A 24694-nucleotide genomic window follows, 5' to 3' on the forward strand; every position below is an offset into this window, starting at 1 on the left:
GCGGTAACATTAGGGCGATATGTTTATGAAAATAAGGTGGTGATTGACAATGAAATTACAACAATTACTGAGTTATACAAGGAAAGCTGTTGACGAATATGATATGATCCAGGAAGGCGACCACATTGCAGTAGGGATCTCTGGCGGGAAGGACAGTCTCACACTCCTTTACGCAATGCAGGGACTTAGAAGATTCTATCCGAAACATTTTGAACTGAGCGCAATTACTGTGGATCTCGGATATGAGAAATGCGATTTCTCGCAGGTAACGGAACTGTGCAAGGAACTTGATGTTCCATATCAGATCGTGAAGACAGACATTGCCCGCATTTTGTTCGATGAGCGTAAGGAGTCCAACCCCTGTTCGCTCTGTGCAAAAATGCGGAAGGGTGCTTTAAACGAAGCGGTAAAAAAGATGGGATGCAATAAAGTTGCCTACGCGCATCACAAGGATGATATCATTGAGACGATGCTGCTCTCCCTCATTTTTGAAGGAAGGTTCCATTCCTTCTCTCCGAAGACTTATCTGGACCGAATGGATTTAAGCGTCATCCGCCCGATGATGTTTGTGGATGAGATGGATGTGATCGGTTTTCAGCATAAATACAATCTGCCTGTTGTAAAAAGCCGATGCCCGGTCGACGGATTTACCAAGCGTCAATATGCAAAAGATCTGGTTCGAGAACTGAATCAGGCTCATCCGGGTGCGAAGAATCGCATGTTTACGGCGATTCTAAACGGAAATATTGAAGGATGGCCGCCGCGAACGCCGCATACCCGTTAATCTTTAAAGAGGAACCTCTCACAGTGTGTGAAATGTTCCTCTTTGTAGATTTTTAGAATAATTCTTTTTTCCCTTTTTTGTACGATTCCAGAAGATGTGTCAAAACCTGAATATCTTCCTTGATCTTCTTTCCGTCATCCGTGTCTCCCACGAGGAGCCGGTGCGGTTCAGTCTCAAACATCTTGGATGTAGACTCGATATCTTTGTTCTCCTCCAGAACCTTCTCCACACTTTCAAACGGTTGATGTGCCTTGATTCGCATTCCATGAGAATTATAGATCAAAGTATATCCTGCAATACCGGTCGTTTTATGATAAGCTTTGCTGAATCCTCCGTCAATCACGATCAGCTTGCCGTTCGCGCGTACAGGCTTCTCTCCTTTTTCTGTCTTAACCGGTGTATGTCCGTTAATGATATGCGAAATGTCGGAATACAAGTGAAATTCACGCAGGATCATATTGCAGGTCTTTTCGCTATAATAATGCTTATAGTATGGATTCGTCTCCTCATGCCATGCTTCCTTATCGGTAATAAACGTACGCTCAAAGGTTTTTACATTTCTGCCTGATAGAGGAGATTTTCTTCCGCACCACAGGTACCACATGAAATCAAGGTCCCACTGGGATGCCTGTGCTGACCAGGCCTTTCTGGCAATCTTTTCTGCGTAATCCAGATAGGATTTGCCGGTATAAATGCAGCCTCCGAATTTGACTCCATCAAAGTTTCCCTCTTCATCCAGAGGAATGCATCCGTGGTAGAGCAGGTTTCCGTTGTAACATTTGTACATGCATCCTTTGTCATATAAAAATTTCACATGCTCATGCAGGCGGTGGCTGTTTACGAAAGCAAACCTTAGATTATCCATGACTTCCTGTTCTGCCTCTGAAAGCACATATGCGTTTGTCGGGTCGACAGTCGGAAAGAAGGTATCCTTCATTTGATAGACCGTTCCCTCACTTTCAATCGTCCCATTCTCATAATTTATTTTATCAAGAAGCAGGCGTCCCTCCATCTCATATTCCGGACGGCGCATGATGATCTGGCCCTCCAGCTTAAACAGAATCACCGAAATCGCCTTCAGTGCAGCTTCCATCGGCGGCAGATCAGGATAAGTCTTCTCCGCGAATAAAGTCAGCGATCTCAGACTAATCCCATATCCGTTCTCCAACGTTTCAATACAACTGTATTTGATATTATTCCGTACAACAGATGCAATGCAGGCATCGCTTCCACAGGCTGCACCCATCCAAAGAATATCATGATTGCCCCATTCCAGATCAAGCGAATGATACTTCATGAGCAGATCCAGAATCTTATCTGCATTCTCTCCTCTGTCAAAGATGTCGCCTACGATGTGCAGATGATCTACCGCAAGACGTTTGATCAGTTCTGCAAGAGCAATAATAAATTCTTCCGAGCTCTCAATTCCGATAATGGTATCCAGTATTTTTTTGTGATACAGGATCTGGTTGTTGTCTTCATCCGGCATAAAATGCAGAAGTTCATCAATAATATATCCAAATTCCTCCGGAAGTGCTTTACGTACTTTCGAGCGCGTATATTTGGAAGAAACCACTTTTGCCAGCTCAATCAGGTAGTTCAGCATCAGGCGGTACCAGTCTTCCGTAATTCTTCCCTCCCGCTTCATACGGTTCATCTTCTCACGGGGATAATAGATTAATGTGCAGATCTCATCGCGCTCTTTCAAGCTGAGCGAATCTGCCCAGAGTGCATCAACCTTTTCGCGTATGACCCCGGAACAATTATTTAAAATATGGAGAAACGCTTCGTATTCGCCGTGCAGATCACTCATGAAATGCTCCGTACCCTTTGGCAGATTAATGATTGCATTCAGGTTAATAATTTCACGACAGACCGCCTGCCTGGTCGGATATTTTTCTTGTAAAAGATTTTTAAACAAATTCTCTGTTTCCATTCTCACTCCTATATGTATATTTGATCTCAATCAGATTCTTGGATCTGTTACGGATTCTCGAAGCTCGATCAATGCTTCAAGTGCTTTCACAGTTCCTTCAATTCCTAATTCAGAGCTGCAGATACTGATGTCATAGCTTTCTGCATCTCCCCATTTTTTATTCGTAAAATAATTATAGTAACTTGCACGCTTTTTATCTGCTTTCAGAATTATATCCTTGGCTTTTGCATCCGTGATGTCATACATTTTGGCAATTCTCCGGACTCTGCTTGTTAAGTCCGCATGAATGAAAACACTCATGACATTATCATAAGATTCCAAAGCATAATCTGCACATCTTCCAACAAGGACACATGGCCCTTCATCTGCAATCTTCTTGATTGCTTCAAATTGTGCTAAGAACACTTTATGATTCAGCGGCATATCTGCAAAAGCTCCTGTTGCATAGCCTCCAGAATAAGTATCCATTACCAGCGAATACAAAAAACTGTTCGTCGGTTTTTCATCATGAGTCTCAAAGAGTTCCTGACAGATTCCGCTTTCCTTTGCAGCAATATCCAGCATCTCTTTATCATAAAGCTTTACTCCAAGATCTTCTGCCAGACGTGTACCAATCTCTTTACCGCCACTTCCAAACTGTCTTCCGATTGTAATAATTGTATTCAGGTTTTTCATATCAGTCACACTCCTTTTCTTATGCATATTATATAACAAAGTGCGAATATTGTATAGACATTTTATCTATTTTGACGCATTCGTCCGAGTAAATCTTCAAAATATTCCGGAAGCGGCGCGTCAAATTCCATATATTCACCAGTTGTAGGATGTGTAATGCCCAGAATCTTTGCATGCAGCGTCTGTCCCTGCAGCTTAAAGGGACACTTCTGTGGACCGTATACGGTATCTCCGAGCAATGGATGCCGGATACTGGCCATATGAACACGGATCTGATGTGTTCTGCCAGTCTCAAGTCGGCAGGAAATATAGGTATAGTCTCCAAAGCGCTCGAGAACCTGATAATGCGTGACAGCCTCTCGTCCGTTCTGGTAATTAATACTCATCTTTTTCCGATCGACCGGATGTCTCCCGATAGGCGCGTCAATCGTACCGCTGTCTTCCTTCAGATTCCCGCAGACAATAGCATGATAGACCCGCTTGATCGAATGCACTTTTAATTGCTCTGCAAGTTTCTGATGAGCCTGATCATTTTTACAGACAAGAAGGGATCCGGTTGTGTCCATATCGATCCGGTGTACGATTCCGGGACGCATAACTCCGTTGATCCCTGAAAGGCTCTCGCCGCAGTGATACATCAACGCATTAACCAGTGTTCCGCTATAATGTCCTGCAGCCGGATGGACTACCATCCCTTTAGGCTTATTTACGATCAATATGTCATCGTCCTCGTAGAGAATATCAAGAGGAATATTCTCAGGAACAATATCAGGCTCAACTAGATCCGGGATTTCCACAGTGATCATATCGTCATAAGCCAGCTTATAATTTGCTTTCACTGCTTTTCCATTTACGTATACATGTCCATCTTTCATTAGTTTCTGAATATAAGAACGGGAAAAGCCGCTCATCTCATTTGAGAGATATTTATCGATTCTTTCCCCGTTTTCTGTTTCAATTTGAAATTCTTCTAACCGCATTTAAAAATCCTGCTTTCTCTGACTGAGATTCTTTTCTACATCTGATGTTCTTTCCGATATTGCCTTGAATAAATCATCAAATCTTCTTCCTTATAATAGAAAAAGATCAACAATACCAGTACAAAAAATGTGACGGTTACATAAATGTCGGCAACATTAAAAATCGGAAAATCGATCAGTGAAAAATAAAAGAAATCCACAACATATCCGCGCAGTAACCGGTCGATAAAATTCCCCGCCGCACCGGCTGCAAGGAAAACCATACAGAGCCTGAGCGGAAGATACCGACGTGTGACAGGTGTAAGGCTGTACAGATACACCATGATTCCAAGCACAACGACTGTAATAATCAGGAAAAAAAATCTCTGGTTCTGCATCATTCCAAACGCCGCACCTCTGTTTTCCAGATACTGCAGTTCAAAAACACCTTTCAAGATAACAACTGCCGGCTGATCTTTCAAAAATCGAAGTGCCAGAATCTTCGTATATTGATCCAAAAGCAGAAGTGCCAGAACACCGACCGCAGCACTGATATATTTTTTGAGTTTCTGATTCATGATGATGCTCCTTTTCCATTTACAAAATATAGCTATATATATTTATATACCAGGACATAGCATCTGCCCTTTTTCGTCTCTGAAATCATCCCCATATACCGGAATCTTCCCATCCCTCTTACGGAAATGATGTCGTTTTCTCTGACATGATATCCATTGCTTATTATCAGCTTCCCGTTGACATATACACGAGCCTCTTCTATCAGAGGGGCCATTTTACTTCTGGAAGAATTCCACGCCAGGCTCAACAGTGAATCCAGACGCACGGATGCAACCGTACCTCTGATTTCCTCGTACCTTGGTTCATAATCAAATTCCTCTCTCTCGATCCGGACAGCCTGGACCGTTGTATGCCTGACACGAGTCAGTTCATTACAAATAAAATCTACCATACCGTCACAAGCAAAAAGATACGCCATTTTCTCTTGAATCAGAATATCTCCCAGCTTAGAACGTTCAATACCCAGATTCAACAATGCTCCAAGATAATCGCGATGCCCCAGATCTTCGGCAAATTTCCCGTTTAATGGAGAGATCTGTATTACGCTCATGGGATATTTTTCCAATATTTCGTCTTCATCAGTATACAAATAAAAAGCATCAGGTAGAAATGCAGCCATCTGACGCTCAGCAAATGCATAACCGCCAAAGGTTCTGAAGGGAACAGCCAACAAATTCTTTGGCGTTGTATGCAAAATATTTAATTCATTCAAATTCAGGAAATCGGTATACATTACGATTCCCCTTTGAAATGCCTGATTGGAAAGTTCCAAAAAACGTTTGCGAAGTAATTCTTCTTCCTTGTCCATTTCCATAATTCCTATGTATTAATAGCGATTCTGAATCGGAACATCAAAAGATGAGGTGTTCAGAATATCCTGAAGATCTCCGGAAATATCTACATTCGCCGGTGTGACAAGGAATATGAAGTTTGAGATCTTCTGAAGATTTCCATCAATTGCAAAAGTTGATCCTGATGTGAAATCTATGATTCTCTGAGCGACCTCAAGATCCATGCCTTCAAGATTCAAAATAACTGTACGTCCACCAAGAAGCGTCTCCGTAATCTCTCTGGTGTCTTCCATGTTGTTCGGTTTGATTACGCATACTTCCATAGCAGGTGCACTTTTTCTTGATGGCTGACGCATTGGAGTTACTTTATTATTGGTCGGACGAGAAGATCTTCTAGGTTCAAATTCTTCTTCCTCTTCATAAGAAGTATTGGCTTTTTCTTTCTTAAAAATTCCACGCTTCGGTTTTTCTTCTTCGTACTCGTCTTCAAAGTCATCTTCATCGAAGAAGTCATCCTCATCGTAATCGTCATCACCGTCTAATTTCATTACTTCCAAGAACTTATCTAAAACTCCCATTTTTACACTCCTATCTGTTGTATCAGTTTCTTATTGAACATAATTTCTTTCACCAAAAATTGCAGTACCAACTCGTATCATAGTTGCTCCCTCTTCGATTGCAATTTCAAAATCATTTGTCATACCCATGGAAAGAATGCTCATATTCACATTATCAACTTTTTCCTTTCCAATGTCAACAGATAATTTTCGTAAGTTTGCAAAATATTTGCGATTTTCCTCTGGATCGCTTACAAAAGGAGCAATTGTCATTAAACCTTGTACTTTTATGTGCTGAAATCCGGCAATTTGCCTAACAAAGTCCGGAACCTCTTCCGGCATCAATCCGAATTTTGTTTCTTCTCTTGCCATATTTACCTCGAGAAGCACATTTGCAACGATACCTTTTTTCTCGGCTTCTCTGTCAATAGTTTCCGCAAGACGAATGGAATCAACGGAATGAATCAGCTCCGCCTTATCAATAATATACTTCACCTTATTGCGCTGAAGATGACCGATCATCTGCCAATGGATATCCTTCGGCATCACTTCATATTTATCCACCAGCTCCTGAACTTTATTTTCACCGAAATATCTGGTACCTGCACCATACACCTCTTCCAGCATTTCCACCGGTTTTGTCTTACTCACTGCGATCAAAGTCACCTCGTCACGGCTTCTCCCGGCACGTCTGCAGGCTTCACAAACGCGTCGTTCTACATCCATTAAGTTCTCTGCTACCATGTTTTGTCACTCCTTACTGACTTACTATATCATTTTCCCGGACGGAAGTTCCATCCAGAGCAATGTGATCATAATTGGACAGCCCATAGCTGTTTCCTTCTTCTATAATATAATACTCTTCGCTTTCACAGAGGATCTCAACCTGTTTAAATACGGCGTATCCCTTATTAACATTGTAAACCCCTTTTAGCGTTCCCGTTTTACTTAATGTAAAAGTCTCGGTTGACTCCGGACGTACCAGAACATCTCCGGCTTGGAAATCTCCCGGATCAAGATAAACCATACTATTTTCCACATCACGATAACACACGTTTACATCAAGGAATTCTACAATAGAATCTCCTTTTTTATTTTTTGTCTGCCGAAGAACTCCTTTATTGTTAGAAGCCCCGCCTGTAGTCAGATAATCCTCAGGAACCAGATAGAATTCCTTTTCCGTCACAGCGGATTTCGGAATCTTAAGGCCTGATTCATCCTCAAGAATCAGTTCAATATCGAGATATCTGTCCTGTGCATATCGAATCATGGAATCAGTAAACTGGATATAACCGTAAGTCTCATCTTCTCCTCTATTAAAAATACGCAGACTTCCCCACATCGTCTTATTATCTTTATCAAAACGGATTTTTACAGACAGCTTATCCTTATCGCCCATCTTTTTATACAGCATCTCTTCTGTCTCTTTATTGAGCTTAAATACAATACTCCACGCCTCACCGGTAACCAAACGATAAACAGGCGAACCGGCACTGATTTTCGTGTTATTCAGAATCTCAGTCTGTGCATATCCTTCTTTAGAAAACTCATCTTCCGTGAGATCCTCCATGGACAATCCTTCATAACCGTCATAAGAATACTCGATAATACCGTCATCCTGAGTTTGGAATACCTGAAGTCCATCAATGCTTCCCTCTCCCAGTAGTGTATTGAGCTGGGTTACCCTGTTCTGGTTTGTATTACTTTGAAGCAAAGCTGTGGTTTCTTCCTTAAGGACTCGTACATCTTTAAAATTCTGCAATCGAAAATTTTCATGAAACGACTGAACTTTCATCAGTATACTGTTCCACTCATCCGTAGACAAATCCACTTCATCATTCGATTCCGTCGAAGAAGTATCTGCAATTTTATTCGTGCTCAGCGTATAGACATTGTTTCCGACTGCTACTTTCTGTCCGGCTTCGACAAAATAATTCACATATCCTTCCTGATCGGCATATACCAGATTTTCATCACGCAGTGCAATGCATGTAAAAGAAGTATTTTTTAAAATACTGCCTTCACGCACCTCATAAACAGCAATTCTGTCTTTGGTAAGATAGGTAAGAACCGTGACAACAAGGTAAATAAAAATGACACCAAAAAGTATCGTTCCAATATTCCAGGTTCCTTTTCTTTTATAGCGTTTCAAACTGATAACATCTTTATTCCTTCCAGCCAATACTTCAGCCTCCTCAATACCATAATGTCAAATTATTGATCTAATTTTTTCAGGGCAGCTCCGTTAAGGTAATTACATAGTCTTCCCTGATATCGTCCCTCTTGTTTCATTTTTGCAAATAATTCGTCCCTGAGTTTCCACCAGCTGTTTCCCCAATTGCAAAAAACAGAATCCTTCTCCGGAATCCTTGAAAAGAGCCGTTCCACAGCCATATTTTCAGGAATCAGTTCTAGAAAAGAAGCAACCCTTTCCAGGTATTCTTCTTTGGAACACAAACATATTCTACCATTTTCATACCAATCACACAATAAGGTATTTTTTGCAATATATAAAGAATGCAGTTTCACGATATCTATCCCAAGCGCAGTGAGAACACGTGCCGTTTCGCAGGCATCGTTCCTGTCATCTCCGGGAAGATTCAGAATCACATGGGCACAAATAGTAAACCCTTTGTATTCCTTAATCATCAAAACGGCATCAAGGAATTCCGCCAGCCCATGTCCTCTTCCTATTCGATCCAGTGTATGGTAATTAACGGTCTGCAGCCCCAGCTCAATGTTCATCTGAATCCCGGTCTCACGTTGAATGGCATCCATTACATCCAAATATTCTCTGTTCAAACAATCCGGTCTGGTAGAAACAGATATTTCCACGATATCCGGCACCGCCGCAGCCTCCCTAAGATACTTAGTGAAATGCTCCAACGGCTGAAATGTATTCGTATAATTCTGAAAATAAGCTATAAATTTATGCGCATGATATTTTTCTTCAATTCGTTCCTTGGTACGGAGAATCTGCTCAGAGACGCAGATCTGTGCGTCCATTGCTTCAAATCCCGTACCGGCTCCTGCACAAAACGCACATCCCGGCCCATCCACACGGTTCGGACAGGAGACCGGCAGATTTACGGGCAGTTTATAGACTTTTTCATGATATTTTTCTTTTAAATAATCAGAATAAGGATAATACAATCCTTTATTTTCAAACTTTCTTTCCTTTTCCATTATTCTTTCCTGTAGTTACTGTTTATAGAAACTATTTGCATCAGAGTGGTATAACTGCATTATTTACTGTACATACTAGTAGACAGAAACCATATAAGGAGGAAACTGTCATGAAATGGTTTGATAACACAGCTTTAACAATCGTAATTATTGGTGCACTTAACTGGCTTCTCGTCGGTATATTTCGCTTTGACCTGGTAGCCTACATCTTCGGCAACCTGTCATGGCTGTCACGAATTATCTATACGCTGGTCGGACTGTGCGGTCTTTATTTAATCAGCCTGTTCGGTCGTATAAACAGCATATCTGAATCATAGTAAAAAGGGGTATCCCACCAAATGGATGCCCCTCTTTTTATGTGATTTTCTCAATTAAAGATGTCATATCCTCATAAAGTGTTGATTTATCAGGTGCTCCCATCACGATGGATATATAAGGACGATTCTGTGAATCCCTTACAAGGAGGATTAGACAACATCCGGCTTCATCTGTTGTCCCTGTCTTACCGCCAACGATCGTAACATTATCCGGTTCTTCAACACCCCCTTTTGCATACAGATTGGTAGGCGTAAACGTCATCTCCTGCTGAGAACCGTCTGCCGCGGTATAGACTGCAGTATAAGAATCGCTGCTGATAATCTCTACAAAATGTTCATTTTTAATACATTCATTAAAAATCAAATATAAATCGTAAGCAGTAGTATAATGTTCATCATCATGCAGGCCATGCGGATTGGTAAAATGCGTATTATTCGCCATTAATTCTCTGGCACGGCTATTCATCATATTTACAAATGATTCTTCAGTTCCTGCTATATGTTCGGCGATGGCAGAAGCGGCATCATTCCCTGAATACAGAAGTAGTGCATTAAGAAGATCTTCTAATGTCCAGACTTCTCCTTCTCTCAGACCACACACCTGTGCATCGGAAGGAAAACTTGCAGCAGCGGCTGTTTTACTGATCGTAACCGTATCTTCCAGATTTCCATTTTCCAGTGCAAGAAGGGCTGTCATGATTTTTGTCGTACTTGCCGGATACAGTCTTTCATGGGACTGCCAGGAATAGAGAACATTTTTATTCTCCAGGTCAAACAAGGATGAAGCGTGTAACGCTGTATCCCCTTCATATCCTTCAAGCGCCACATCCGTTTCAGCTACGCACAACTCTTCTGCATAAAGGGTGCTCTCATATAATTCTGCATTATAATGAGCTTTCTCAAATTCTGTTACGAGCGCTTTTGGTTCCCCCGAACAACCAATCAAGTACAGAAATGCAAAAGCCATACATCCGATCAAACATAGTCTGCCTTTACTTGTACATCTCACGCCAGTCTAAATCTCCTCTGTCAATTGCTAAAATCAGGATCTCCGCTGTTGCAAGGTTCGTAGCCATCGGAATATTGTGCATGTCACACAAACGGATAACATCGTTTACATCCGGTTCATGCGGCTTTGGATTCGATGGATCACGAAGGAAAATCAACGCATCGATCTCATTCTGTCCTATCTGTGCTCCCAGCTGCTGTTTTCCGCCAAGCGGCCCGGCGAGATACTTATGGATAGAAAGATTCGTGACCTCTTCTATCAAACGTCCGGTAGTGCCGGTAGCAAATAATTCGTGCTTACTTAAAATTCCTCTGTAAGCGATGCAGAAATTCTGCATTAAAGTTTTTTTGGAATCATGAGCAATAAGTCCTATGTTCATTTTCACCACTCCTTTATTGGTATTTTTTCGGCTGAAGGCCAACATTTAACACAAAACCGATTCCCATAAACAAACTGACAAGTGATGTCAGCCCGTAACTGACAAAAGGTAACGGAATACCTGTATTTGGGAAAATTCCTGTAGCCACGCTGATATTGACGAACGACTGCACCGCTATCTGCGCGGCTATTCCGCAGCAGATGATTCGCCCCGCCATATCCTGTGCTTTAATCCCTATCAAAATACACTGTATTACTATTAATAATAACAGACCAATCACAATACAGCAACCCACAAAACCTAATTCTTCACCAACAATTGCAAAAATAAAGTCTGTCTGGGGCTCCGGTATATAATTTCCATTCTTCACAGATGTCGTCGTATTGTTGTTCAGCCCTTTCCCCGTGAGCTGTCCGGATCCAATCGCCATCATAGAATTGTTCTGCTGAAATGCCTGATCACTGGCATATTTTTCCGGCTCAAGCCATGCCAGAATTCGCTCCTGCTGGTAGTCTTTTAGGAACGGCTGATTCGGCTGTACCGCAATACTGATAAAAATCACTGCCGTTGGTATGAGGATTGCCAGCATTGTACCAATAAATTTATAGCTCAGTCCCGCGATATACATCATGACACAGAACACCAGAACAATCGATATCGTAGTAGACAAATCCGGCTGCATTACAATCAGAAGTGCGGTTGGAGCAAACAGTAATACAGCAGTTATAATCGTGCGAAAACTGTTGAGATCTTCCTCATGATTCATAAGAAATTTTGCAAAAAACAGAACCATCAATATCTTAGTGAGTTCCGAAGGCTGGAAATTGGTAAAATACAGATTGATCCATCTCTTCGCACCGTTTACTTCTGTGCCAAAAATCAATGTGTTCACCAGCATCACAATATTAATCGCATAGATCATCCAGTATAAGTTCAAGACCCATACATAATCAATAAGTGATACGATGACCATAACGATCAGTCCCAGTACAAGACCAATGATCTGCTTATTCTGCACTGATTTCTGGGCACTTCCGATAACCAGAATTCCCAGAATTGTCAGCGCAACCACAGAAATGATCAGATAAAATTTGTAATCCTTCAAATGATAAGGTTTCGTTTTTTTTGGTAATCTCACGATTCGTCTCCCGTTAAATCAATAGTAATCCTTGACCGTGTGATATCCACGTCAAATTGTTCTTCAGTTACTTTCATGTACTTTGAAACTGTGCGGAATAATTCCCGGCACAGAAACTCATATGTATCCGGCTGACATTGCATACGATCTGCTACGATCAGTGCTTTCAGCCTGTCTCTTGCAATCGAAACAGATGGTTTCCGATATTTTGTTTCAAATACATACATAAGCCTGCCTCCTAATTTTTCCGAAATCTGCGAATAAACTTATGCAGCATACTATTCTGTTTATCAAAATCCAGAAACGGAACATCTTCTCCCAAAATTCTCCGGCAGATATTCATATAGGCTTTTCCTGCCAGTGAATCCATATCAATAACCGGCTCTCCCTGGTTGGTACCGACAATGACCTGTTCATCATCCGGGATCGCCCCCAGAAGGTCAATGGAAAGTATTTCAGTCACATCGTCAATGGACATCATATCCCCCCGTTTTACCATATCGATCCTGATACGGTTTATGATCAGATTCATCTTTGCCATATGATGAGCTTCCAAAAGTCCAATGATCCGGTCAGCATCACGAATCGATGAAACTTCAGGAGTAGTTACAACAATTGCCCGGTCAGCTCCGGCAATCGCATTCTGAAATCCCTGTTCGATTCCAGCCGGACAGTCCAGAAGCACGTAATCATATTCTTCCCGGAGTTCCGAAGTCAGCTTGATCATCTGTTCCGGGGAAACAGCAGATTTGTCTTTTGTCTGAGCAGAAGGAAGCAGATGCAGATTCTCATGCCTCTTGTCCCTAATAACCGCCTGTTTCAGTCGGCAGCTTCCTTCAATTACATCTACGAGATTGTACACAATCCGATTCTCCAGTCCCATAACTACGTCCAGGTTCCTGAGCCCCAGATCTGTATCAATTACAAGTACCTTCTGGCCAAGACTTGCAAGTCCCGCTCCAATATTTGCTGTAGTGGTCGTTTTTCCGACTCCGCCTTTTCCTGATGTCACAACAATAATCTCGCCCATAACACGTCCTCCTACCAAATTTGATTCTTAAGCGGACCAATAGAAATGTGTTCTTCGTCCAGCCGTGCAATCCGCGCTTCCGGCTTTTCCCCTTTACGCAAATACACACGATTTGCACCGACTCCTGCAATCTTCAGCATCTGAGGCTTCATAGCCAACGCAACGACAAACGCATTTTTATTTCCTGCCGCTCCTGCATGTACAGTACCACGGATCGTACCGAGCACCACAATATTACCGCGTGAAACGACAGTCGCTCCAAATTCTACATCGCCTAATATAATGATGCTTTTTTCCGTTTCCAGTACCTGCCTCTTCTTCAGTGTCCCCCGGTAGAACTGTCCTTCTCTTCTGGGCAAATCTTCAAGACATTCTTCCACCACGCTTTTGTACAATCTTTCTGTATTCTCGTTTTTGTCGAAAATACATACAATATGGATGTGCGCAATATCTGTGATCAAATCTATGATTTCTTCTTCCTGCGGCTTGGTAAGCACTCGCCCCTCAAAGGTAATCGCCATGCTTGCATCTTTAAAAAATTTTGCCGATTCAGTGAAACTTGTCCTAAGTTCCTCAAGGATCTGCTTATATTCTGCCTCAGGATCCATATGAACGATCAAGCCGTATTTATTACTTTTAATTACGACTTTCTGATTCAAGTCCCCCACTCCTTCTAATCTCCGTGAACTCCTGTCACAGTAATTTCTGCAGCATGACCGGTGATAAGTTCATTACGATCAGCCAATCCATAATAATACCGCATCAGATCACGTCCAATTTCAGAAACATACAACGATTCATATCCGTTTTTAATTCGGATTGCAAATGCAATCTCTGGTTCGTCACTCGGCGCGAATCCAACAAACAGACCATGGTTCGCATGCGATTTACTTTGCTGGGCAGTACCCGTTTTACCGGACATCGCAAATCCATTCAAAGAAGAATAGGTACTGCTGCTGGTGACAACGGCACGCATTCCCTGATGCACCGCATCCCAGGTGTTGTTGGAAACATTTTCAATCTGATTCAGAGCACTCGGCTCAGACTGTTCAATCACATCGCCTTCCACAGTTGTAACTTTGTCGATCAATGTCAGATTATATACGGTTCCACGGTTCGCAACAGCAGTAATATATCTGGCAAGCTGTGTCGTTGTATAGTTATTGGTTCCTTGTCCAATCGCAGACCGGACCGCATCCTGATCGGAAATCTGAGGCTCCGATTCTGGTATCTCTATACCTGTTTTCTGCCCGAGACCAAATAAAGTCGCATACTGCTTCAAAACCGCAAGGCCTTTATCGGACGAATATCTTGTAGCTGTAGCTTCGCCACTTGTATCCGAAAGATCATTCTCATTAAGCGCATCGTTCGTAAGTCCCAGACGATATCCCACCTCATAGAAAAACAGGTTACATGATTTCTGAATCGCACCGGATACATTCAGTGATCCATGGGAGCTCGGATAAACCCAGCACTTCGGATTCGGTGATACTTTTTTATAAACACCGCTGCAGTTCAGATATGTATCAGAACTAATCACACCCTCTGTCAATCCTGCAGTCGCAACCAACGGTTTGTAAGTAGAACCCGGTGCCGTCCGCTCCTGTGTGGCATTGTTATAAAGCGGTGCCGCCTGATTCTGCCGCAGCTGGCTATAATAATCAGAATCCATACTGTTCGCCAGACGGTTATTATCATATCCCGGATAAGAGACGCATGCCAGCACTTCTCCTGTATTGACATCCGTCACTACAACAGATCCTGTACATGGTTCCAGTCCAAGCTGCCCCGGAGTGATTTCAAGCGTTTGAATCTTACCGCGAATAAAATCATAAGGACCGGTCGCACCACTTACAAGGTTATTGTATTGGGTTTCATCATAATCCAGGACTTCCTGTTCATACAAGAGCAGACAGATCTGCGTACCTGTAATCCGGCCTGTCTTGATCATATATTTATAAATCAGTTTCTCAAATCCGGAATCCGTCGACAGTTTCTTCCCAATGAAGTTCACGAGTCCCTGGTAAGTCTCACCAAGATCAGAATAACTGCTCTCCTCATCCATGTATTCCTTCAGTTTCGATGTATCGATCCAGTTCTGGGAAATTGCATAGTTCAAATATGTATATAAGCTGATCGTCTCATCTTCTTCCCAGGCAAGGTATGTCTTGTCCTTCGTATCAATCTTATCTGTCTGTAATATCTTTGCATTGGTTGTCAGAAGATCACTGATCACATAGCTCAAATAAGCCTGCATTTCTTTTGAACATTCTTTATATGCAGGAGCATTCGGATTTCCCAGCTGTTCCAGAACTTCTGAAATCACTTCTTCATGTCTCGTAATGTATGCCTGATACACAGCCTGTTCTGTCGATTTGGCATCCGGATCTTCAAAATGTCCGGTATCTAGGATCTCATTTGAAATAAATGCATTGTAGACGTCATCGATTGGAATGATAACATCACTCTCATCTGTAAGCTGACTCCGATCATAGTTCATGACATTCGCCATCTTTGCAACCACAATTCCGGCAATCTTTTCTTCCAGCAAGTCATAAGCTGCTTTTTGTAGGTTTGCATCGATTGAAAGATAGACATCATTTCCTGCTTTTGCCTCGGAAACTTCATCTGTTTCTATGATTTTCCCCACGCTGTTTACGTAAAGCTTGATTTCTCCTTTCGGCCCCTGGAGCGTCTCGTCCAGAACCTGTTCCAATCCAGCTTTACCAACAATATCTGTAAGGGAATATCTTTCCTGCGTTTCTTTGTCCATGGAGTCATACTCTTCCTGGGAAATGGTACCGGTATATCCGAGAATAGATGCAAAATACTTGCTGTCGGGATAAACTCTCAGAGAATCTTCTGCGATATTGACGCCCTGAAGTGTATCAATATTCTCCATAATGGCTGCTTTTGTTTCTTCACTCACATCACTTGCTACCGTTGTAGCGACATATTTCTGATACCGGTTCAGACTCATGGCATAACGGATATTGACCATTTTCAGAACCATCTCTTTCGAAAATTCTTCCTGATCAATTCCATATCCCCATCGTTTATCCGTACAGAGATAGTTGATGATATCTTCTGCGGTATATGCCTTCTGTTCATCAGAAAGCTTGTCAATTGTGGCATATCCGAAAATATCCGCAAGAAAACGAAGCTTCTGAGTCGAATCTTCATCCATCGTATATTGATATTCCCCGTTATCATTCAGAACAATCTTAAAATTATTGATGATGGAATCCCCGTTAGATTCTACAATATCAATTACTTTCAGAACCGTCTCATTGATAATCTGATTCTTTTCGGCAGTAGTACTGTTGCTGTAATCCCCGTTGTCTTCTATTGTGACAGAATAGGCAAGCTTATTGTCGGCAAGAACCACACCGTTACGGTCCAGAATCCGGCCTCTTGTTCCTTGTACTTCTTTTGTCTTCTGAATCTGTAATTTATAGTCATCCAGATACTCCTGTCCTTTTACGATCTGCAGATAAAAAACTCTCTGAACAAGAATTGCTGACATCACACAGAACGCGATCATTACAACAAAAGCCCTGGATTTAACTATCTCGATTGCCCATGCCTTCAGGCGTTCCCATAATTTATACAAATTTACTTGCACTCCTTTTTTCTTCCTCTTCCAGTCGTCGATTCGTATGCAGGATCACCTGATATAAGCCCAGTGTGATCAGAATGGTGTAAACAAGTTCCGGCATTATGATATGATTGAAATAATACCAGAAATTAAAATCGCTTTTCAGCATAAAAAGGAAAATATAAACAATTAGGCTGTAAACCAGTTCACTCGCCGAAATCAGCGCCAGCGGAAGCTTGATGTCTTCATCATAAAATACCCTGCTGAAAAATCCGTTGCAATATCCAATCACCATATACACCAAGGCATAAAATCCAATTAAATCGCCACCCAGAATATCTTTGAGTAATCCGCAAAAGAATCCGATGAACAGACCTTCCTTTCTTCCGCGCATAAAACCAAAGGAAGAAGTGACTACGATCAGTAGATTCGGGATGACCGATGCCAGGGCCAGATATTGAAATATTGTCGTCTCCAGTAGGAAACAGATCAGTATGATAACGGTACAGACTGCAATCCGTTTTAATTTCTTCATCCTTACTCCTTTTTATCAATCAAGTCTTTCTTTGTGGTAGTGATAACCAGCACTTCATTTAATTCATGAAAATCCGTAGCCGGGATAATATATCCAGAACGTGTCAGATTGTTTGCATCAACCGTAACCTCGGAGACATATCCAATCAGAAGCCCCTGAAGATATTTGTCACTGATATTGGAAGTTACGACCTGAGTGCCTACCTTAACTTCATTCTCATTGTTTGCAAGTTGCTCGAATTTGACAACACCTTCACCTATCAGCTTCAGATCGCCGCTGACAATACATTTGTCAAAAGTTTCCAGCATCATGGCACTCACATTTTTATCATCAATGATGGAACTTACAATGGAATAATTCGGCCCGACTTCTGTAACGATGCCGACAAGCCCTGCACCTGAAAGCACATTCATATCCACTTCAATACCGTCGTTGCTTCCCTTGTCGATCGTGAATCTTGAAAACCAGTTGCTGTTTTCACTGGCAATAACATTCGCCCCGACCTTTGGATAATCTGCCGTATCCTGATGCATTTTAAAAAGTTCCTGAAGTCGTTCCAGCTCTGCGGAATTCTGTTGAAGCTGATTATTTTCAATCGTCAGCTCCGCAACTTTTTCTTTCAGTTGTTTATTTTCTTCTCTCACTTCCTGAAGCGTTGCAAAATTATCGGACACATCACTGATCCACATCCCCACACGGTTGATGCCCTTCTGCATTGGTACCACCGTATATCCGGCTACCCATGCGAGCGGCCCTTTCCCGGTATCTGCAAAACCGGAAAGTCCCATTAATATAATACAAATTATTGCAAGGATCAGAAGCCAGTATTTGCTTGCAAGTGAAAATTGGTTTTTTGCTTTCATCTATCTCATCCACCTATAATTCTCGTCTAACATTGAATATGCGTGTTTTCTAAGCTCTTTGGACCGGATAATCTGACTCAGTCCTTCCACCGCGCAAATATCCGGATGACGCGCAGTATGAACCCGGTAACCGGTTGCCCCTTCTATGTAACTGGAAAGACCCGGAAGATAGGAAAGACCTCCTGTCAGAAAGATACCGTTCTTCTGTATGGCCTTCAATACTTCCGGAGGCGTTCTTTCAAGCAGAAGGTTGATCTGCATGATACATTCCGAAAGCGGCTCCTTCATGGCGGCACGTACCAGGCTGATCGGAATTTCCTGCTGTTTCGGAACTCCGGTTACCAGATTTCTTCCGGCAACGACCATAGTCTCACTGCTCTCTCCGCCAAACACACCGAAACGCCGCCTCAGTGTTTCTGCCGTAAGCCTTCCAATCAGGAAATCATAATTATGCCGCACCAGATTCGCCACAGCATTGTCAAATGTATTCCCACCGATTTTGATCAGTTTATTCAGCACCATACCACCGGATGCGACAACCGAAATTTCCGTCGTCTCACCTCCGAAATCTGCAATCATAACCCCTTTTGTATTCTGAACATCCATTCCGAGTCCGATGCAGTGTGCAATTCCCCGTTCTACAATATTGACCTCCCGGGCTCTTGCTGTCGAATGGACCACGAGATCAAAGAAAGCCCGTTTCTCCACCTCAGTAACATCGGTCGGAACAGCGATCACGTATTCAGCACCTCTTGCAAACTGGCGGTCTTTTTTCAGCAGATTCTGAAGCAGATACTGCATATCGTTAAATCGGCTGATGACCCCTTCCTTCATAGGAAACACAACCTGTATATTTCCCGGGGCTTTTTCATACATTTCATATGCTTCATCACCGACAGCAAAAATTGTTTTCTGATTGGCGATTGCAATGACATTCTTTTCCTTCCATATGGTGTCCTTTTTTTTATCATAAACTTTGATCTCATAAGTTCCAAGATCAATACCGTAAACATTTCTTGCCATTTGCTATATTCCTTTCACAGCTACGCATTCCCTAAATACCCCTCAAGGGCAAGACTGACATAACAGTTGTCTCCGATAATAATATGGTCAAGGAGCTCAATTCCCAGGATTTCCCCTGCCTCCTTCACCCTTCTGGTCACCAGAATATCAGCCCGGCTCGGCGACGGATCACCGCTGGGATGATTATGCAGAAGTATGATGTATACTGCATTTTTCATAAGAGCTTCCACAAAAAGCTCACGCGGGGAAACCAGCGACATATTGATCGTTCCTTTGGATATCTCACTTTCACCGATCAGTTTTGATCGGGTATTCAGCATAAGCAGCTTCATATGCTCCTGCCTGCGGTGACGCATATCTTCCATATAATAGTCCGCTATGGTATCCGGTTTGGAAAAATCCAGTTCTTTCCCGGCAGAAAGCTGCGCCATTCTTTTGGAAAGTTCACAAAGGCAAAGAATCTGTATCGCCTTTACCCTGCCGATTCCCTGCACTTTCATCAGTTCTTCTTTGGTCCAGTTCTGCAGATGAGTCTCATCCTTATTCTGTACACCGGTATCCGGGTACAAAAGTTTTCTGGCCAGTTCAAGGGAATTTTCTCCCTTTGTACCTGTACGCAGCAGAACGGCAAGCAATTCAATATCTGTCAAACTGCCCGCCCCAAAACGCTCGCATTTTTCATACGGGCGTTCATCTGCTATCATGTCTTTCATGGTTTTGTTTTGATTCATAATCCTTATATAGGATTCGATAATTCGAAAAAGACGTTCTCATACAGCACAAAAAATGCCTTACGGCATCTATAAGAAACGATAAATAAATATGGCAAGCACTACACCGATGATGCTCGCTATCGTAATCTTGATGCTAAGCCCAAAGGTAATTACCACCATACCGAGATTTAGAATGATCGGACTGTCAAATCCGAATGTCTGTCCATAGGACAGCCAGCTAAGTGCCGGTACATTCTCTGTCATCATGGCAATAAAACCTCCCAGCACAATTCCTGTTAAAACAAACAGAAACAGAGCCCATGTATTCTTGCTTCCGGCTCCCTTCATCTGTACTCCTCCTCTTTTTTTGAATCACAAACTGTGATTATTTTAGCATATTTTAAAAAACGTGTATAGCCTTTTTAGACATTAAATTTTTCTTAAAGCATCTTCATTTTTGTCGAATGAAGCATATTTTTTGCGGATCGTTTCCGCGATCTTTATGCCGTCCACTGCGGCTGACGTAATCCCGCCTGCATATCCGGCGCCTTCTCCACACGGATATAGTCCGCAAATACGGCTCTCCATCGTTTCATTTCTGAGAATTCTGACCGGGGAAGAGGTTCTGCTTTCCACCGCCGAAAGAATCGTATCCGGATGCGAAAATCCTCGGATTTTCGTATTAAATTCTTCCATTCCCTCAACCAGAGATCTTGCAATCTGCTCCGGGAAAATCTGTTTTAGCTCCGCTTTTTTCCAACCGCCTTTCATACACGGAACCATTTCTCTGAATTCCATGCACACAGGACGTGTGTCCAACTTCCCGGCATCCAATTGAAGACTTTGGCAAAAATCCCCATAGCGCTGAACCGGGATTCTGCCATTTCCCGCTTCATAGGCCGCCTTTTCCAGTTTACGCTGAAATTCCACACCAGAAAGCGGATGCTTGGAACCAAAATCTTCCGGAGATACGGTTACGACGATAGCACTGTTGGCGTTCCGGCTGTCTCTCGCATGATAACTCATTCCGTTTACCGCCAGGTGTCCTTCTTCCGATGATGCATTGACCACATATCCACCCGGACACATGCAGAATGAATACACACCACGCCCATTCGGTAGTTTTGCTGTCAGTTTATAAGCCGCAGCCGGGAGTGAATCCGGATATTCTGCCCCGTACTGGGAACGGTTGATCAGTTCCTGAGGATGCTCCGCACGCACCCCCACCGCAAATGATTTTGCTTCCATTGGGATCCCGGTCTCATAAAGCATGCCAAATGTATCCCTCGCACTGTGTCCCGGCGCCAAAACCAGAACTTCGACCGGTAATTCCCTCACGTTATTTTTCTCTTCGGCATCTGTTTCTACCCAGATTCCCTTCAATTTTCGTCCGGACTCATTCAGGATAAGTGACGTCATTTTCGTATGAAAATGAACTTCTCCTCCCCATGCAAGAATCTGCTCGCGCATATTCCGAATGACCGTACACAGAATATCCGTTCCGATATGCGGTTTTGCGTCATACAGGATCTCCTCCGGCGCTCCGTGTTTGACGAAGGTTTCCAGCACGGCCCGGATCCTTCCGTTCGGGTCTTTGACCAGTGTATTGAGTTTTCCGTCGGAAAATGTTCCGGCTCCTCCCTCTCCGAACTGAACATTGGAATCCGGCTTAAGCACTCCGGTTTCCCAGAATTTCTTCACATCCTCCTGTCGTTCTTCCACAGGAGCTCCCCGCTCGATCAAGATCGGACGCATCCCACACTTGGCCAGAAAATACGCGCAGAAAATCCCCGCCGGACCGCATCCGACTATGAACGGCCTTTCTTTCAGACGGCAGGAGCCCTCTTCGGGGAAATGATACCGTTCTTCCCGGCAGACGCTGACATCTGAATTGCCTTTCTTCTTCGACACCCGTTTCCAGACAGCCTGCTCATCGTTTACTTTCACATCAATGGTGTATACATAATAAAGTTCCGGCTTGCGCCTGGCATCCAGAGATCTTTTCCGAATGGTAAGATCCAGCAACTGCATTTCCTGAATTCCGAGACGCTTTCGTACCTTCTTTTTCAATTCTTCTTCGGTATGCCCCACCTGCATTTTTAACTGACTGATTCTAAGCATTCGCTGCTCCTTTCCCTGCCAGATATCCGCTTGCCCATGCCCAGTGCAGATTGTATCCTCCGCAGATTCCGTCCACATCGACCAGCTCACCCGCGAAATAAATACCTTTTGCGATGCGTGATTCCATCGTCTGAGCAGAAAGTTCCGCTGTCGAAACACCTCCTGCGCAAATCTGAGCCTGTTCAAATGGATTCGTATCTATAATATCTGTCCGAAAATGTTTCCCTTCTTTCACCAGGCGTTCCAGTTCAGCCTCCGTAAGTTCCCCCGCCTTTTTCATCCGCGGTATCCCTGAAATTTTGAGCAGCACCTCCGACAGTTTCTTGTGAAATACTCCGGTAAAAAAGACACTCATTTCCTTTTCTGGATGAAGCCTTTTCCTCTCTTCAAGCATCTGTCTCCATGCATCGTCCGTTAACTGCGGCATAAAATCAACTTCTGCACAGACAGATTGTTTCCGGTAAAGTCCTTTCGCCGCGATCCTGCTGATCTGAAAGACCGGAATTCCGGAAATACCGTAAGCATTCATCTGTAGCTCGCCCGTATCCTCTCCATGCTTCTTTCCGTCAATCCATATAGAAACTTTTCCATTCACACGCACGCCTGCTAAAGAGGGATAAAAGTTTTCCCGGCATTTGAGCTGTACAAGTGCCGGGACCACAGGAATGATCTTATGCCCCAGCTTCTTCGCAAGATCGTAACCGCTTCCGTCATTTCCGAGCTTTGAAGCTGCTCTCGAACCGCAGGCAAGAATTACGGAATCACAATTCATTTTTTCTTTCTTTTTACCACCTTGGAGAATTTCAACCTGCCAGCCTTTTTTTGTTCTTAAAATATCCGACACATGGGCAGATGTCACAATACGGACCCCGCATCGATCGAGTTCCATACGAAGTACATCCAGCACCGCACTTGCCTGTTCGGAAAACGGATAAATGTAGCCATTTTTGTCTTTTGGCATAACACCCATTTCTTCAAATTTACGAATGACCCACTCTGCCGGAAATCTGCTGATGATCTTCCAGGGGAAATCGTTCTCATCGCTTCGGTAGCACTGTGGGCTCTGGAACAGATTTGTATAATTGCATCTTCCGTTTCCGGTAGAAAGGATTTTCCTGCCGACGCGATCATTGTGTTCCACGATTGTAACGCTTGCCCCTTCTTCCGCAGCGGAAAGTGCAGCCATCATACCGGCAGCACCTCCTCCTGCAACCACAATCTGTTTTCCCATTATGGAAGCTCCTTTACGATTCCAGCGTCATAGAGTTTCTGAAGTGACATCAGGATTCCGAATTTAGCATGTTCCCAGGTCAATCCTCCCTGGAAATAAACGGCATACGGTGGTTTGATCGGTCCATCGGCGCTAAGTTCGATCGAGGATCCTTGCACAAACGCTCCGGCTGCCATGATAACTTCGCTGTCATAACCCGGCATCGCCCACGGAACCGGTGTCACATAGCTTTCAACCGGTGCAGCAGCCTGGATTCCCTGGCAAAACGCAATCACGCCTTCTGGTGTTCCAAGTGTCACCGCCTGAATAATATCATGACGCGGTTCACTTCCGTTCGGAATGACCGGATATCCGAGTTTTTCATAAATATTCGCTGCAAAAACAGCTCCTTTTAACGCGCCTGCCACTACGGTCGGTGCGAGGAAAAGCCCCTGATAGAAGGACTGCATTACACCAAGAGAGGCACCGACCTCTTTCCCCAGTCCCGGTGAGGTAAGACGGTACGCACACTGCTCGATCAGATCCTTTCTTCCCGCAATATAGCCTCCGATCGGCGCAAGGCCTCCGCCGGGGTTCTTGATCAGGGATCCGACAACCATATCGGCACCGACATCACTCGGCTCCTTCTCTTCTACGAATTCACCGTAGCAGTTATCCACCATGCAAATAAGTTCCGGCTTTATTTTTTTCACAAACGCAATCCCTTCCCCAATCTGATCTACCGAAAAGCTTGGCCGTGTCTGATACCCTTTCGAACGCTGGATCGTAACCAGTTTGGTTTTTTCATTGATCGCCTCACGTATCTTATCATAGTCGAAACTGCCATCCTGCAGCAGATCCACCTGGCGATAGGTAATTCCATATTCAGCAAGTGAACCGGTGGAAGGACGAATTCCGATCACTTCTTCCAGCGTATCATAAGGTTTACCTGCAATCGAAAGAAGTTCGTCTCCCGGCCTTAAATTGGCTGAAAGCGCCAGCGCCAGCGCATGGGTTCCACATGTAATCTGAGGACGCACCAGTGCATCTTCAGTATGAAATACATTTGCATACACTTGTTCTAATGTATCTCTTCCGAAATCACTGTATCCGTATCCGGACGCATAATTAAAACATTCCGAGCTCACCTTCGCCTCCTGCATTGCATGCAGAACCTTGAGCTGATTAAATTCAGCCATCCGGTCGATTTCAGCGAACCGATCCTTCAGTCCTGCTTCGATTTCAAGTCCGTACCGCAGCACGTTCGGGTCAATTCCCATCTGAATATAAA

The 24694-nt window shown here is 43.4% G+C and carries 26 protein-coding genes; 2 read left to right on the plus strand and 24 right to left on the minus strand.

Annotation, left to right across the window (positions count from 1 at the left end):
- Positions 1-49 precede the first annotated feature (49 nt).
- Positions 50-784 (plus strand): tRNA 2-thiocytidine biosynthesis TtcA family protein, encoded by a 735-nt coding sequence (locus ACTNA4_RS03380; RefSeq protein WP_427805717.1) that lies wholly within the window; start codon positions 50-52, stop codon positions 782-784.
- A gap of 52 nt (positions 785-836) precedes the next feature.
- Here the strand turns inward: ACTNA4_RS03380 and ACTNA4_RS03385 are convergent, their stop codons facing one another.
- The 9 genes from ACTNA4_RS03385 to ACTNA4_RS03425 form a co-directional block, all read right to left on the minus strand.
- Positions 837-2720, minus strand: a complete 1884-nt coding sequence (locus ACTNA4_RS03385) for a fructose-1,6-bisphosphatase (protein ID WP_441028528.1) — start codon at positions 2718-2720, stop codon at positions 837-839.
- Between the two features lie 30 nt (positions 2721-2750).
- Positions 2751-3395 carry an AAA family ATPase gene (locus ACTNA4_RS03390; RefSeq protein ID WP_427820330.1) on the minus strand — a complete coding sequence of 215 codons (645 nt, stop codon included), beginning with the start codon at positions 3393-3395 and terminating at the stop codon, positions 2751-2753.
- 62 nt (positions 3396-3457) lie between these two features.
- Complete coding sequence (locus tag ACTNA4_RS03395) at positions 3458-4375, minus strand: RluA family pseudouridine synthase (protein WP_441028529.1); 918 nt, start codon at positions 4373-4375, stop codon at positions 3458-3460.
- Between the two features lie 35 nt (positions 4376-4410).
- Complete coding sequence (gene lspA / locus ACTNA4_RS03400; protein ID WP_441028531.1) at positions 4411-4932, minus strand: signal peptidase II; 522 nt, start codon at positions 4930-4932, stop codon at positions 4411-4413.
- Between the two features lie 32 nt (positions 4933-4964).
- Entirely contained in the window at positions 4965-5741 is a 777-nt protein-coding gene (locus ACTNA4_RS03405) for an RNA-binding protein (RefSeq protein WP_441028533.1), read from the minus strand.
- 18 nt (positions 5742-5759) lie between these two features.
- On the minus strand, positions 5760-6302 hold the full coding sequence (locus tag ACTNA4_RS03410; RefSeq protein ID WP_427805723.1) for a cell division protein SepF: 543 nt from the start codon (positions 6300-6302) through the stop codon (positions 5760-5762).
- 30 nt (positions 6303-6332) lie between these two features.
- Positions 6333-7025 (minus strand): YggS family pyridoxal phosphate-dependent enzyme, encoded by a 693-nt coding sequence (locus tag ACTNA4_RS03415; protein WP_427805724.1) that lies wholly within the window; start codon positions 7023-7025, stop codon positions 6333-6335.
- A gap of 13 nt (positions 7026-7038) precedes the next feature.
- On the minus strand, positions 7039-8463 hold the full coding sequence (locus ACTNA4_RS03420; RefSeq protein WP_441028535.1) for an HlyD family efflux transporter periplasmic adaptor subunit: 1425 nt from the start codon (positions 8461-8463) through the stop codon (positions 7039-7041).
- A gap of 32 nt (positions 8464-8495) precedes the next feature.
- Positions 8496-9467 (minus strand): TIGR01212 family radical SAM protein, encoded by a 972-nt coding sequence (locus ACTNA4_RS03425; RefSeq protein ID WP_427805726.1) that lies wholly within the window; start codon positions 9465-9467, stop codon positions 8496-8498.
- A 110-nt stretch (positions 9468-9577) separates the two neighbouring features.
- On the opposite strand from ACTNA4_RS03425, the gene ACTNA4_RS03430 reads away from it, so the two are divergent.
- A complete protein-coding gene (locus tag ACTNA4_RS03430) occupies positions 9578-9784 on the plus strand; it encodes a DUF378 domain-containing protein (protein WP_427805727.1) in 207 nt (68 codons plus the stop codon).
- Between the two features lie 37 nt (positions 9785-9821).
- Here the strand turns inward: ACTNA4_RS03430 and ACTNA4_RS03435 are convergent, their stop codons facing one another.
- From ACTNA4_RS03435 to ACTNA4_RS03505, 15 genes are all read right to left on the minus strand, one after another.
- A complete protein-coding gene (locus ACTNA4_RS03435) occupies positions 9822-10793 on the minus strand; it encodes a D-alanyl-D-alanine carboxypeptidase family protein (RefSeq protein WP_441028537.1) in 972 nt (323 codons plus the stop codon).
- Positions 10777-11172: a methylglyoxal synthase gene (locus ACTNA4_RS03440; RefSeq protein ID WP_427805729.1), complete on the minus strand. Its 396-nt coding sequence runs from the start codon at positions 11170-11172 to the stop codon at positions 10777-10779. Before ACTNA4_RS03440 ends, ACTNA4_RS03435 begins: the two co-directional genes overlap by 17 nt.
- A 13-nt stretch (positions 11173-11185) precedes the next feature.
- A complete protein-coding gene (locus ACTNA4_RS03445) occupies positions 11186-12310 on the minus strand; it encodes an FtsW/RodA/SpoVE family cell cycle protein (RefSeq protein WP_441028539.1) in 1125 nt (374 codons plus the stop codon).
- Positions 12307-12537 carry a cell division topological specificity factor MinE gene (locus ACTNA4_RS03450; RefSeq protein WP_427805731.1) on the minus strand — a complete coding sequence of 77 codons (231 nt, stop codon included), beginning with the start codon at positions 12535-12537 and terminating at the stop codon, positions 12307-12309. Before ACTNA4_RS03450 ends, ACTNA4_RS03445 begins: the two co-directional genes overlap by 4 nt.
- Positions 12538-12548: 11 nt before the next feature.
- Positions 12549-13340 carry a septum site-determining protein MinD gene (minD, locus tag ACTNA4_RS03455; protein WP_441028541.1) on the minus strand — a complete coding sequence of 264 codons (792 nt, stop codon included), beginning with the start codon at positions 13338-13340 and terminating at the stop codon, positions 12549-12551.
- A gap of 11 nt (positions 13341-13351) precedes the next feature.
- Positions 13352-14008 carry a septum site-determining protein MinC gene (locus ACTNA4_RS03460; RefSeq protein ID WP_427805733.1) on the minus strand — a complete coding sequence of 219 codons (657 nt, stop codon included), beginning with the start codon at positions 14006-14008 and terminating at the stop codon, positions 13352-13354.
- A gap of 5 nt (positions 14009-14013) precedes the next feature.
- Positions 14014-16884: a penicillin-binding transpeptidase domain-containing protein gene (locus tag ACTNA4_RS03465; RefSeq protein ID WP_427820352.1), complete on the minus strand. Its 2871-nt coding sequence runs from the start codon at positions 16882-16884 to the stop codon at positions 14014-14016.
- Positions 16885-16945: 61 nt separating this feature from the next.
- Positions 16946-17473, minus strand: coding sequence for a rod shape-determining protein MreD (mreD, locus tag ACTNA4_RS03470; RefSeq protein ID WP_427805734.1), 528 nt, complete (start codon positions 17471-17473; stop codon positions 16946-16948).
- A 2-nt stretch (positions 17474-17475) separates the two neighbouring features.
- A complete protein-coding gene (mreC, locus tag ACTNA4_RS03475) occupies positions 17476-18336 on the minus strand; it encodes a rod shape-determining protein MreC (RefSeq protein WP_427805735.1) in 861 nt (286 codons plus the stop codon).
- Positions 18337-19359, minus strand: a complete 1023-nt coding sequence (locus ACTNA4_RS03480) for a rod shape-determining protein (protein WP_427805736.1) — start codon at positions 19357-19359, stop codon at positions 18337-18339.
- 20 nt (positions 19360-19379) lie between these two features.
- Positions 19380-20090: a RadC family protein gene (gene radC, locus ACTNA4_RS03485; protein WP_441028543.1), complete on the minus strand. Its 711-nt coding sequence runs from the start codon at positions 20088-20090 to the stop codon at positions 19380-19382.
- 69 nt (positions 20091-20159) lie between these two features.
- Complete coding sequence (locus ACTNA4_RS03490) at positions 20160-20420, minus strand: DUF4321 domain-containing protein (RefSeq protein ID WP_427805738.1); 261 nt, start codon at positions 20418-20420, stop codon at positions 20160-20162.
- 81 nt (positions 20421-20501) lie between these two features.
- Entirely contained in the window at positions 20502-22193 is a 1692-nt protein-coding gene (locus ACTNA4_RS03495; RefSeq protein WP_441028545.1) for an NAD(P)/FAD-dependent oxidoreductase, read from the minus strand.
- On the minus strand, positions 22186-23424 hold the full coding sequence (locus ACTNA4_RS03500; protein WP_441028547.1) for an NAD(P)/FAD-dependent oxidoreductase: 1239 nt from the start codon (positions 23422-23424) through the stop codon (positions 22186-22188). The genes ACTNA4_RS03495 and ACTNA4_RS03500 overlap by 8 nt, the downstream gene beginning before the upstream one ends.
- On the minus strand, positions 23424-24683 hold the full coding sequence (locus tag ACTNA4_RS03505) for an aminotransferase class I/II-fold pyridoxal phosphate-dependent enzyme (RefSeq protein WP_427805866.1): 1260 nt from the start codon (positions 24681-24683) through the stop codon (positions 23424-23426). The genes ACTNA4_RS03500 and ACTNA4_RS03505 overlap by 1 nt, the downstream gene beginning before the upstream one ends.
- Positions 24684-24694: the final 11 nt, after the last annotated feature.

Origin of the sequence: Bariatricus sp. HCP28S3_A7 (genome assembly GCF_052066375.1) — a bacterium.
Lineage (GTDB): Bacteria > Bacillota > Clostridia > Lachnospirales > Lachnospiraceae > Allocoprococcus.